This window comes from Pseudomonas sp. TE6288, assembly GCF_054062095.1.
In genome coordinates, this window is the sequence record NZ_JBSSEW010000021.1 from 48245 (window position 1) to 60304 (window position 12060).

Consider the following 12060-nt stretch of genomic DNA (forward strand, 5'->3'; position numbering starts at 1 on the left):
CCGCTCCCACGCTGATCGTGACTGGCGTGGGAGGGGGGCTGGCCCCGCTATCGAGGTATCAGCGCGCGAGGTAGACGGTCAGGGTCTGGCCTGGCTTGAGCGCATGCCCGGTACGTGGGTTCCAGCGCTTGAGGTGCTTCATCTCGACGTTGAAACGCTTGGCCACCAGGTAGTACGAGTCGCCCTTGCGCACCTTGTACTGGGTGGAGCGTTGCTTGGAGTCGGCCACGCGGTTGGCTGCCGCGCTCGGCGCGCTGCCGCCACGCAGGGCCAGGACCTGGCCGACCTTGAGGTTGTTGCCACGGATGCGGTTCCAGCTTTGCAATTGCTTGACCGACACCCGGTTGGCCTTGGCGATGCTGCCCAGGTTGTCGCCACGCTTGACCCGGTAGCTGCGCGCCGCGGGTGCCTTGGCCTCGGCCAGGGCGGCCTGGAACACGGCCTTGTTCGGTTGCAGGCTGACCAGTTCCTCGGGCTTGAGGTTGGACATGCGGTCGCTGAGCAGTTGCGCCTTGGCGGTCGGCACCAGCAGTTGTTGGGGGCCGTCCACGGTCATGCGCTTCTTGAAGGCAGGGTTGAGCTGGATCAGTTCGTCTTCGTCGATGTCGGCGAGGGCGGCCACGCGGGACAGGTCGAGGCGGTCGTTGATGGCGACGGCTTCGAAGTACGGCTCGTTGGCAATGGGGTTCAGGTTGACCCCGTAGGCGGCCGGGGTGTTGACCACCTGCGACAGGGCCAGCAGCTTGGGCACGTAGTCGCGGGTTTCCTGCGGCAGCGGCAGGTTCCAGTAGTCGGTCGGCAGGCCCAGGCGCTCGTTGCGCTCGATGGCGCGGCTGACGGTGCCTTCACCGGCGTTGTAGGCCGCCAGGGCCAGCAGCCAGTCGCCGTTGAACATGTCGTGCAGGCGGTTCAGGTAATCCAGCGCGGCGTTGGTCGAGGCGGTGACGTCGCGACGGCCATCGTAGAAGTTGGTCTGGCGCAGGTTGAAGTGGCGCCCCGTGGACGGGATGAACTGCCACATGCCGGCGGCATGCGCCCGGGAGTAGGCCATCGGGTTGTAGGCGCTCTCGATGGCCGGCAGCAGGGCCAGTTCCAGCGGCATGTCGCGTTCTTCGAGGCGCTCGACGATGTAGTGCAGGTAGAGGCTGCCGCGCTCGCCGGCGTTCTCGAGGAACGACGGGTTGCTGGCGAACCACAGGCGCTGCTGTTCGATGCGCGGGTTGACGTCCATGCCGTCCTGCAGGGCGAAGCCCTGGCGCATGCGCTCCCAGACGTCCTGCGGCGGTGCCTGCTCCTTGGGCTTGACCACCAGCGGCGCCGGTTTGTGCTTGATCCGCGCCTGGTAGTTGTGCGCGCGAACGCTGTCGGCTTCGTCGAGCTGACGGGTGCTCTGGCAGCCGACCAGGGTGGCGGCCAGCGCCAGTGCACTGATCTGGGCCAGTCGCGTCAGGGCGACCGAATGAGAGGTTCTGCGGCTACGGGAAGACATCGGCTGGGACGGTTATCCGGGCGAAAAAGTTGGGCGATTCTAGAAACCGCTCCCCGCCGGGTCAACCATCGGGCCTATGATGCGATATATCTTGGGGTTATCAGAACACGTCCTTCCAAGACCTCAAGGCAGCAAAAACAGTGGCTTGGCTGGGGTTGGAATGTCCCTTCCATTCGTCTGCTTTTTGTTTAACGAATGTTTCAGCGGTGCGCAAAAACGGGTTGGTCAGGCGCTCCAGGCCAATGTTGGAGGGCAAGGTGATGCGATTGTCGGCGCGCAACCGGGTAACGTCATCGAACCGTTGGCGAACGTGTTCATTGTCGGGTTCCACGGCACGGGCGAATCGCAGGTTGCTCAGGGTGTATTCGTGGGCGCAGTACACTTCGGTCGCGGCGGGCAGGGCGGCCAGGCGTTGCAGCGAATGGTGCATCTGCTCGGGCGTGCCTTCGAACAAGCGGCCGCAGCCGGCGGCGAACAGGGTATCGCCACTGAACAGTAGCGGTGTGGGCGATTGCGCAGTGTAATAGGCGATGTGCCCCAGGGTGTGGCCGGGCATGGCCAGGACCTCGAAGGTCAGGCCCAGCACCTCGATGCGTGCGCCGTCTTCCAGGGCGATATCGCGGCCCGGGATCGCTTCGCTGGCCGGGCCGTACACCTGGGCGCCGGTGGCCTGTTTCAAGGCTTCGACGCCGCCGACGTGGTCATGGTGGTGGTGGGTGACGAGGATCGCCTGCAATGCCCAGTCCGGGTGCTGCTCCAGCCATGCGCGCACCGGCCCGGCGTCACCGGGGTCGACCACTGCGCAGCGGCGATTGGCAGTATCCTGTAACAACCAGATGTAGTTGTCGTTGAAAGCGGGTAGGGCATCGATCTGTATCATGTGCGGATCCGTATCGCCAAGCCTGGACATTGAGGGCATCTTAGCCGCGATGGCGCGAGCGGAGAACCTTCGAGGGAGAACGCAATGACCGACCAAGCCTTCGCCCAGGCCGACCCCGACTGGGTCGAGCTGATCCGCCTGGCCCGCGACTGGTTCGATGGGCCTCTTGGGCAGTTGATGCTCAAGGAAGAGGAAAAGTTGCTCGAAGAAGAGCTGCGGCGCTTCTTCGGTGGCTACCTTGTGCACTACGGCCCCTGTGCAGAACCCCCGCCCAATGCCCCGCAGGTGCAGCGCAACGTGCGCCTGGGCGCGCCGCTGCCGGGGGTGGAGATCGTCTGCGAAGAGCAGGCCTGGCCGTTGTCGGAGCACGCCGCCGATGTGGTGGTGCTGCAGCATGGCCTGGACTTCAGCCTGTCTCCCCACGGGCTGCTGCGTGAGGCCGCCAGTTCCGTGCGCCCGGGGGGGCACCTGCTGATCATCGGGATCAACCCCTGGAGCAGTTGGGGCGTGCGTCATTTCTTCAGCCACGGGGCCTTGCGCAAGGCCCGTTGCATCTCGCCGTCGCGGGTTGGCGACTGGCTCAACCTGCTGGGCTTCGCGCTGGAGAAACGCCGCTTCGGGTGTTATCGTCCGCCGCTTGCCTCGCCGGCCTGGCAACAGCGCCTGGCTGGCTGGGAGCGCGTGGCCGGGGGCTGGCAAACTGCCGGCGGCGGTGTCTACCTGCTGGTGGCGCGCAAGATGGTGGTGGGCCTGCGGCCGTTGCGTCTGGAGCGCCGCGAGCCGATGGGCAAGCTGCTGCCGCTGCCGCTGGCCAAGGTCAACCGCAGCGCCACCCATCCCGAATCCGAAAAGCACTGAACATGAGTGGTACATGAGCGATAGCGTCGAGATCTACACCGATGGTGCCTGCAAGGGCAACCCTGGCCCGGGCGGCTGGGGTGTGCTGATTGTCTACAAGGGCGTCGAGAAGGAATTGTGGGGCGGCGAGCGCGAGACCACCAACAACCGCATGGAGCTGATGGCGGCGATCGAGGGCCTCAAGGCGCTCAAGCGCGAGTGCGAGGTGCTGCTGACCACCGACTCGCAGTACGTCATGAAGGGCATCAACGAGTGGATGGTCAACTGGAAGAAGCGCGGTTGGAAGACCGCGGCCAAGGAGCCGGTGAAGAACGCCGACCTGTGGGTGCAGCTCGATGAGCAGGTCAACCGGCACAAGGTGACCTGGAAGTGGGTCCGTGGGCATATCGGCCATCCGGGCAACGAGCGCGCCGACCAGCTGGCCAATCGTGGGGTTGATGAGGTTCGCGCTCAGCGTTGATCCGATTGGGGCTGCTGTGCAGCCCATCGCGGCTGAAGCCGCTCCTACCCCGATCCACGCGCTTTCTGTAGGAGCGGCTTCAGCCGCGATGGGCCGCAAAGCGGCCCCGATTTCGTTATACTCCCACCCCGAATTCAAGCACCGCCAGTTGGAGTCCCCGCGTGGAGCAGCAGCAAGACAAACGGTTCGTCATCCTCGACACCGAGACCACCGGCATGCCGGTGGCCGAAGGCCACCGCATCATCGAGATCGGTTGCGTCGAGGTCGTGGGCCGGCGCTTGACCGGGCGGCACTTCCATGTCTACCTGCAGCCCGACCGCGAGAGTGACGAGGGCGCGATAAACGTCCACGGCATCACCGATGCTTTCCTGGTCGGCAAACCGCGTTTCGGCGATGTGGCCGAGGAGTTCTTCGAGTTCATCCAGGGCGCCACCCTGGTCATCCACAACGCGGCGTTCGACGTCGGCTTCATCAACAACGAGTTCGCCCTGATCGGCCAGCAGGATCGTGCCGATATCTCGCAGCATTGCCCGATCCTCGACACCCTGATGATGGCGCGCTCGCGCCACCCGGGGCAGCGCAACAGCCTCGATGCCCTGTGCAAACGCTACGGCATCGACAACTCCGGCCGTGAGCTGCACGGCGCACTGCTCGACTCGGAACTGCTGGCAGACGTCTACCTGGCGATGACCGGTGGCCAGACCAGCTTGTCGCTCGCGGGCGAAGGGGCGGGCGACGAGGATGGGCAGGGCGGCACCGGCAGTGAAATCCGCCGTATCGTCGGGCGTGCGCCGGGGCGGGTGATCATGGCCAACGAGGAAGAGCTCGAGGCCCATGCCGAGCGGCTGGCGGCCATCGCCAAGTCGGCGGGTGGGCCGTCGATGTGGCAGGCATTGACCGAGCCAGCGGCCAGCTGACTCGAAGGCCGGCCCGGCCCCATCGCTGGCCAGCCAGCTCCCACAGGGACCGCATTCTGCGTTGCACCTTGTGAGAGCCGGCCTGGCGATGACAGCATCACACTCGACTACCCTGAGGGAAATTACCCGCAGAGGTAGCCGCCCGATGTACAAGGACCTGCAGTTCCCGATCCTCATCGTCCACCGGGCCATCAAGGCCGACAGCGTCGCTGGCGAGCGGGTGCGCGGCATTGCCGATGAACTGGTGCGTGACGGCTTTGCCATCCTCGCCGCCGCCGACCAGGCCGAAGCGCGGCTGGTGGCTGCCACTCATCATGGCCTGGCCTGCATGCTGATCGCCGCCGAGGGCGTCGGCGACAACAGCCGGCTGCTGCACAACATGGCCGAGCTGATCCGCCTGGCGCGGCTGAGGGCGCCCAACCTGCCGATCTTCGCCCTGGGCGAGCAGGTCACCCTGGAGAATGCCCCGGCCGAGGCCATGGGTGAACTGAACCAGCTGCGCGGCATTCTCTATCTGTTCGAAGACACCGTGCCGTTTCTCGCCCGCCAGGTGGCGCGGGCCGCGCATAACTACCTCGACGGCCTGCTGCCGCCTTTCTTCAAGGCCCTGGTGCAGCACACCGCACAATCCAATTACTCCTGGCACACACCGGGCCACGGCGGTGGCGTGGCTTACCGCAAGAGCCCGGTGGGGCAGGCCTTCCATCAGTTCTTCGGTGAAAACACCCTGCGCTCGGACCTGTCGGTCTCGGTGCCGGAACTGGGCTCGCTGCTCGACCACACTGGCCCGCTGGCCGCCGCCGAGGCGCGGGCGGCACGCAACTTCGGCGCCGACCATACCTTCTTCGTCATCAATGGCACCTCCACCGCCAACAAGATCGTCTGGCACGCCATGGTCGGGCGCGGTGACTTGGTGCTCGTGGACCGCAACTGCCACAAGTCGGTGGTGCACGCGATCATCATGACTGGCGCCATTCCTATCTACCTGTGCCCGGAACGCAACGAGCTGGGCATCATCGGACCCATACCTCTTGATGAGTTCAGCCAGGTGTCGATCCAGGCAAAGATCCAGGCCCACCCGCTGGCCCAGGGAAAGCCTGCGAAGATCAAGCTGGCCGTGGTCACCAACTCTACCTACGACGGCTTGTGCTACCACGCCGGGATGATCAAGCAGGCCCTGGGTGCCAGCGTCGAGGTGCTGCACTTCGACGAGGCCTGGTTCGCCTACGCTGCCTTCCATGAATTCTTCGCCGGCCGTTTCGCCATGGGCACGCCGCGTGCCGACGATGGGCCGCTGCTATTCAGCACCCATTCTACCCACAAGCTGCTGGCGGCCTTCAGCCAGGCCTCGATGATCCATGTGCAGGACGGTGCCAGCCGCCAGTTGGACCGTGACCGTTTCAACGAAGCGTTCATGATGCATATCTCCACCTCGCCGCAATACAGCATTCTCGCTTCGCTGGACGTGGCCTCGGCGATGATGGAAGGCCCGGCGGGGCGTTCGCTGCTGCAGGAGATGTTCGACGAGGCCCTGAGCTTTCGCCGGGCGCTGGCCAACCTGCGCGAGCACCTCGCCGCCGATGACTGGTGGTTCAGCATCTGGCAGCCGCCGACGGTGCAGGCCGGTGAGCTGCAGGCGGCGGATTGGCTGCTGCAACCGGGGGCGGAGTGGCATGGCTTTGGCGGGTTGGGCGACGACTATGTCTTGCTCGACCCGCTCAAGGTCACCCTGGTGATGCCGGGCGCCGCTGGCGCAGCGGAGGGCCATGGAATTCCCGCGGCAGTGGTGGGCAAGTTTCTCTGGGAGCGCGGGCTGGTGGTGGAAAAGACCGGCCTGTACAGCTTCCTGGTGCTGTTCTCGATGGGGATCACCAAGGGCAAGTGGAGCACGCTGCTCACCGAGCTGCTGGAATTCAAGCGCCACTACGACGCCAATACCGCCCTGGCCGACTGCCTGCCCAGCGTGATGGTGGAGCAGCCGTCACGCTACCAGGGGCTGGGGCTGCGCGACCTGTGCCAGCAACTGCACGGTTTCTACCGTGGCAATGCCACATCCAGGCAGCTCAAGCAGCTGTTCACCCGTTTGCCCGAGGTGGCGATGACTCCGGCCGGGGCCTATGACCGGATGGTGCGCGGGGAGGTGGAGGCGGTGCCTATCGAGCATCTGCTGGGCCGGGTCGCGGCGGTGATGCTGGTGCCCTATCCCCCGGGAATCCCGTTGATCATGCCGGGCGAGCGCTTCACCGAGGCGACCCGATCGATCCTGGTCTACCTGGACTGCGCCCGGGCCTTCGACCAGGGTTTCCCAGGCTTCGTCGCCGACGTGCACGGCCTGCAGCGGGAAGGGCAGCTGTATACGGTGGACTGCGTCAAGGAATGCGAATGATCTCGACGCCGGTCTGGGCCAGCTCGAAACGGTCGTCGCCCAGGTGATTGACGCGGTCGCCGATAGCCAGGCGATAGCTGGTAACCGGCGCGCCGAGGGTGCTGCCGTCGGCCTGGAGGGTTGACTCCTGGAACTCGTGGACCGGGTAGATACGGCCTTCGGCGTCGCGGGCGTGGAACTGGCCGACCATTACTGCTGCCATTTAGGTGGAAACCTCTGAATCGTGTAGGAAATGTCTGTAGGCATAGACCAGTGAATCGCCCGGGAAGTTTTCAGCCGAATGGAAAAAAACCGCGAAGCCGAGGAACGGTCATCTATAACTAACTGGTCCCATTCCCAGAGCAGAGGTTGCAAAACGCCATGAGCCAGGTCTATTCGGTAGCGGTCGTCGTCGGCAGCTTGCGCAAGGACTCCTACAACCGCAAGGTGGCCCGCGCGCTGTCTGAGCTGGCGCCGTCCAGCCTTGCCCTGCGAATCGTCGAGATCGGCGACCTGCCGTTGTACAACGAAGATGTCGAGGCCGAGGGCGCCCCTGAGGCGTGGAAACATTTCCGCGACGAGATCCGCCGCAGCGACGCGGTGCTGTTCGTCACGCCGGAATACAACCGTTCGGTGCCGGGGGGGTTGAAAAATGCCATTGATGTAGGATCGCGTCCCTATGGGCAGAGCGTGTGGGCTGGCAAGCCGGCGGCGGTGGCCAGCGTGTCGCCGGGGGCGATCGGCGGGTTTGGTGCCAATCATGCGGTGCGCCAGTCGCTGGTGTTCCTCGATATGCCGTGCATGCAGATGCCCGAGGCTTACCTCGGTGGGGCGGCAACGTTGTTCGATGACAGTGGCAAGTTGAGCGACAAGACCCGGCCGTTCCTGCAGGGGTTCATCGACAAGTTTGCCTCGTGGGTGAAGCTTAACCGGGCGGTCTGAAGATGCCTCATCGCCGGCAAGCCGGCTCCTGTGGGAGCCGGCTTGCCGGCGATGGCCATCACGCGGACGATCAGCAAGCCTGCGGCATCTCCCCCGTGGCCAACCGCCGGTTGATATCGGCGATTACCTCAGGCAGCTCGTTGATGGTGTCGATCAGGTAGTGCGGGCGCGACCCTGCAAACATCGCGTGAATGCGCTTGCGCTCGCTCTCCAGCTTTTCCGCGCTCAGGGCCTGGTAACCTTCCCAGGTCAGCCCCAGGGCATTGCCCGAACACACCAGTGCCACGGTCCACATCCCGGCGCGGCGGCCTTCGAGAATCCCCGGTACGGTGTCGTCGACCTTCACGCAGGCGGCCACATCGTCGATGCCCAGGGCAATCACGTTGGCCAGCGCCTGGGCGGGCCACGGGCGACCGTTCGGTGTCTCGTCGGTGGCCACCACGTGATCGGCCACATAGCCGTTCTGCGCTGCCAGCTCGACCACCTTGTCCATCACCACCTTCGGGTAGCCCGAGCATGAGCCGATTTTCAGGCCGTCCTTGCGCAGCCCGGTCAGGGTATCCAGGGCGCCGGGGATCAGCGCCGAATGCACGGCGATCTTCTCAATCTGCAGCGGCATGAAGCGCTCGTAGATGGCGGTCACATCGTCATCGGTCGGCGTGCGGCCGAACACCTTGCGGTAGCGCTCAGCGATCTCCGGCACGTCGCACAGGGTGCGGATGTGGTCCCACTTGCCCATGCCCATCGGGCCACGGGCCTCTTCGATGGAGACCTGTACGTCGAACTCGGCGAAGGCTTCGACGAAGATCTGCGTCGGAGCGAACGAGCCGAAATCGACCACGGTGCCGGCCCAGTCGAGGATGGCGGCTTGCAGCTGGGTGGGGTTGCTGTAGTTCATGTGCGCGTTTTCCTTGAATTGGGTGGGCAGAGGGTCAGATGTCCAGTACTTCCATTTCCCGCAGCACTTCGGCCACGGCGTTCACGGCGGCCAGCATGCCCTCGGCACCGACCACGCCGATGCAGCCGACGCGGAAGGTCTCGACCTGGGTCAGCTTGCCGGGGTAGAGGATGAAGCCCTTGGCCTTGACGCGCTCGTAGAAATCCTTGAACTGGTAACGCGGGTCTTTCGGCGCGTGGAAGGTGACGATGATCGGTGCCTGGATTTCGGCGGGCAGGAAACTCTGCAGGCCGATTTTTGCCATGCCGTCGAGCAGGGTCTGGCAGTTGTCGGCGTAGCGCTGGTGGCGGGCGGGCAGGCCACCCTCTTCGTTGTATTGCTGCAGCGCTTCGTGCAGGGCGGCGACCACGTGGGTCGGCGGGGTAAAGCGCCACTGGCCGGTCTTGGTCATGTAGGCGTGCTGGTCTTGCAGGTCCATGGCCAGGGAGTGGGCATTGCCTTCGGCGGCGGCCAGGGCGGTTTTTTCAGCGAAGACGAAGCCCATGCCGGGTACGCCTTCCAGGCACTTGCCGGAGGCGGCGATCAGCGCTTCGAAGGGAATCTTGCGGGCGTCGATTGGCAGTGCGCCGAACGAACTCATCGCGTCGATGATCAGGCGTTTGCCATGACGCTTGATCACCTGGGCGATCTCTGGCAGCGGGTTGAGGATGCCGGTGCTGGTCTCGCAGTGGATCAGTGCCACGTGGGTCACGGCGGGGTCGGCGGCCAGCAGGCGGTCGACGTCCGCGGCGGTGGTTGGCTGGTCTTCGGCGGTCTCGAAGGTGCTGTACGCGCGGCCCAGTACCTTGCAGATCTTGGCCAGGCGTTGGCCGTAGGCGCCGTTGATCAGCACCAGTACCTTGCCGTCCCGGGGTACCAGGGTGCCGATGGCGGCCTCGACCGCGAAGGTGCCGCTGCCTTGCAGGGGCACGCAGTGATGGCTGGCGCTGCCGTCGAGGATGGCCAGCAGCTGCTCGCACACGCTGGCGGTCAGTTGGTTGAAGTCGCGGTCCCACGAGCCCCAGTCCACGAGCATGGCCTGGCGGGTGCGGATCGAGGTTGTCAGTGGACCGGGGGTCAGCAGGATCGGGGCGTTGCTCATTCCGTGGTTCCTCACTTGCGGTGGGCTGGAAGCTAGTGGGGCTAGGTTGCAATTCACCGTGTCATCAATCAAATTGTTTGTAGATATGCCAGCCATAAGTCAGGCCGATAGATATGAACCTGTTCCAGCTCCGTGCCTTCGATGCCGTCGCCCGCGAGGGCAGCTTCACCCGTGCCGCCGAGCGCCTGTTCATCAGCCAGCCGGCGGTGACCGGGCATGTAAAGGCGCTGGAGGAGCATTACCAGATCACGTTGCTGCGGCGAACCGCACGGCGGGTCGAGCTGACCGAGGAGGGCACGCGCCTGGCGGCCATCACCCGGGCCATGTTCGGCCTGGCCGAAGAGGCCCAGGCCATGCTCGAGGCCAACCGGCAGTTGCTCACCGGGCGCCTCGAGGTGGCGGCGGACGGGCCGCACCGGGTGATGCCGATGCTGGCGCAATTGCGCGAGCGCTACCCCGGTATCACCGTCAACCTGCGCCTGGGCAACGCCCAGGAAACCTTGGCCGCGCTGCTGTCGGAGCATGCCGACGTGGCCGTGCTGACGGAGATCGAGCCACGCAAGGGCCTGCACCTGCAGGGCCTGTGCGAGTCGCAACTGTGCGCGTTGCTGCCGGTGGGGCACGCCTGGGCGAGCAGCGACGGCGACTTGCCCCTGGCCGTGCTGGACAGGCAGATCATGGTGCTGCGCGAGCCAAGCTCGACCACTCGGCGCACCTTCGACAAGGCCTGTGCCGACGCAGGCGTGCAACCCCGGGTGTTGCTGGAGCTGGACAGCCGCGAGGCGGTCACCGAGGCGGTGGCGGCGGAGCTGGGCATCGGCGTGGTGTCCTCCACCGAGGTGGCTCATGACCCCCGGGTGGTGGCCCGCCCCCTGGCCGGCCAGGGGTTGGTCAACCAGCACATGGTCGGTTGCCTGGAGCGCCGCCGCGAGCTGCGCCTGATCCAGGCATTCCTGGGCCTGGCCGCCGGCCAGTGATTGGCGGCTGACGTTTTCTCCATGGCGGCTTAAGATGGCCACCACAGCGCAGACTGGATTGTCGATGAGCGAGAAGGACACCATTTCCATGCAGCTGGTGCGCGAAGCCCTGTTGCAGACCTGCCCGGCAGGGCAACCCGATGTCGGTGTACTGCGGCGTGCCGGTATCGACCCGGCGCAGCTTGAGCTGCCAGAGGCGCGGGTGAGTGCCGATGCCTACGCGCAGCTTTGGCGGCTGCTGGCGCGGCGCTGCAACGATGAATTCTTTGCCATGGACCCACGTGGCCTGCCCGTCGGTAGCCTGGCCTTCATGACCCGCGCAGCCATGGCTCAGCCGACCCTCGGTGAGGGGCTGGACGTCGCGCTGGGTTTTCTCTCGTTGATGCTCGAGGACCTGCATCCCACCCTGATACGCCAGCAGAGCCTCGCCGAAATCGTCATCAACGAACCCCGCGAAGCGTCCCGCCGAGCCTTCACCTATTTCACCTTCTGGATGATCGTGCACGGCGTCGCCTGCTGGTTGGCCGGCCGGCGCATCCCGATCCTGGCCATCGACCTGCGCTGCGGCGAGCCTTCATTCTGCGATGACTACCGGGTCATGTTCTCGGAAAGCTTGCAATTCGACCGGCCGCGTACGCGGATGATCATTGCCGCCGACAGCCTTGACCTGCCACTCAAGCGTACGCCGCAGGAACTGCAACGCTTCCTGGCCGAAGCGCCCGGCAACATTCTGGTCAAGTATCGCGATCCTGCCAGCCTGGGGCGGCGTATACGCAACGACCTGTTGCATCGACACCCCAATCAGTGGCCTGACGCCGACGCCCTGGCGCGGCAGCTGTGTCTGTCGCCTTCCACCCTGCGTCGGCGCCTGGCCGAGGAGGGGCAGACCTACCAAGGCCTCAAAGACAGCGTGCGACGTGAATTGGCGATTGCCTGGCTCAGCGAGGCTGAACCCGCCATGGCGGACATCGCCGAGCGTTTGGGGTTTGCCGACAGCAGTTCGTTTTACAAGGCCTTTCGCAAATGGTTCGGCTGCAACCCCGGCCATTACCGTGCGCTGGTCCAGGCGCGCGATGCTCACTGCTGAGCGACCGCAGCTCCCGAATCGCCGTGGCAGCTGTTTCGCTTCCCTC

Annotated in this window: 12 protein-coding genes; 7 read left to right on the forward strand and 5 right to left on the reverse strand. The window is 65.2% G+C overall.

The window, feature by feature from the left end; translation table 11 throughout:
• Positions 1-58: 58 nt before the first annotated feature.
• Together ACVWY1_RS21115 and gloB are read right to left on the reverse strand one after the other, a co-directional pair.
• Complete coding sequence (locus ACVWY1_RS21115; protein ID WP_457378713.1) at positions 59-1489, reverse strand: transglycosylase SLT domain-containing protein; 1431 nt, start codon at positions 1487-1489, stop codon at positions 59-61.
• A 100-nt stretch (positions 1490-1589) separates the two neighbouring features.
• Entirely contained in the window at positions 1590-2369 is a 780-nt protein-coding gene (gene gloB / locus ACVWY1_RS21120; protein WP_277505048.1) for a hydroxyacylglutathione hydrolase, read from the reverse strand.
• An 84-nt stretch (positions 2370-2453) separates the two neighbouring features.
• Between gloB and ACVWY1_RS21125 the strand changes: the two genes are divergently transcribed.
• The 4 genes from ACVWY1_RS21125 to ACVWY1_RS21140 all read left to right on the forward strand — a co-directional run bounded on the left by ACVWY1_RS21125 (position 2454) and on the right by ACVWY1_RS21140 (position 6990).
• Positions 2454-3227 (forward strand): methyltransferase domain-containing protein, encoded by a 774-nt coding sequence (locus ACVWY1_RS21125; protein ID WP_038706475.1) that lies wholly within the window; start codon positions 2454-2456, stop codon positions 3225-3227.
• 13 nt (positions 3228-3240) lie between these two features.
• Positions 3241-3687 carry a ribonuclease HI gene (gene rnhA, locus ACVWY1_RS21130; RefSeq protein WP_023629443.1) on the forward strand — a complete coding sequence of 149 codons (447 nt, stop codon included), beginning with the start codon at positions 3241-3243 and terminating at the stop codon, positions 3685-3687.
• Positions 3688-3848: 161 nt separating this feature from the next.
• Complete coding sequence (gene dnaQ / locus ACVWY1_RS21135; RefSeq protein WP_139669793.1) at positions 3849-4604, forward strand: DNA polymerase III subunit epsilon; 756 nt, start codon at positions 3849-3851, stop codon at positions 4602-4604.
• Between the two features lie 145 nt (positions 4605-4749).
• A complete protein-coding gene (locus tag ACVWY1_RS21140) occupies positions 4750-6990 on the forward strand; it encodes an Orn/Lys/Arg family decarboxylase (RefSeq protein WP_457378714.1) in 2241 nt (746 codons plus the stop codon).
• Here ACVWY1_RS21140 and ACVWY1_RS21145 read toward each other — a convergent pair.
• Complete coding sequence (locus ACVWY1_RS21145; protein WP_028690532.1) at positions 6974-7192, reverse strand: hypothetical protein; 219 nt, start codon at positions 7190-7192, stop codon at positions 6974-6976. The two genes, ACVWY1_RS21140 and ACVWY1_RS21145, sit on opposite strands and share 17 nt — an antisense overlap.
• Before the next feature lie 158 nt (positions 7193-7350).
• Between ACVWY1_RS21145 and ACVWY1_RS21150 the strand changes: the two genes are divergently transcribed.
• A complete protein-coding gene (locus ACVWY1_RS21150; RefSeq protein WP_110703527.1) occupies positions 7351-7911 on the forward strand; it encodes an NADPH-dependent FMN reductase in 561 nt (186 codons plus the stop codon).
• A gap of 70 nt (positions 7912-7981) precedes the next feature.
• Here the strand turns inward: ACVWY1_RS21150 and phnX are convergent, their stop codons facing one another.
• Both phnX and ACVWY1_RS21160 read right to left on the reverse strand, forming a co-directional pair.
• Positions 7982-8809, reverse strand: a complete 828-nt coding sequence (gene phnX / locus ACVWY1_RS21155; RefSeq protein WP_457378715.1) for a phosphonoacetaldehyde hydrolase — start codon at positions 8807-8809, stop codon at positions 7982-7984.
• A 34-nt stretch (positions 8810-8843) separates the two neighbouring features.
• Complete coding sequence (locus ACVWY1_RS21160; protein ID WP_277505044.1) at positions 8844-9950, reverse strand: 2-aminoethylphosphonate--pyruvate transaminase; 1107 nt, start codon at positions 9948-9950, stop codon at positions 8844-8846.
• A gap of 113 nt (positions 9951-10063) precedes the next feature.
• Between ACVWY1_RS21160 and ACVWY1_RS21165 the strand changes: the two genes are divergently transcribed.
• On the forward strand, positions 10064-10927 hold the full coding sequence (locus tag ACVWY1_RS21165; protein WP_258600284.1) for a LysR substrate-binding domain-containing protein: 864 nt from the start codon (positions 10064-10066) through the stop codon (positions 10925-10927).
• 64 nt (positions 10928-10991) lie between these two features.
• A complete protein-coding gene (locus ACVWY1_RS21170; protein ID WP_258600285.1) occupies positions 10992-12014 on the forward strand; it encodes an AraC family transcriptional regulator in 1023 nt (340 codons plus the stop codon).
• The last annotated feature ends 46 nt before the right edge of the window (positions 12015-12060 follow it).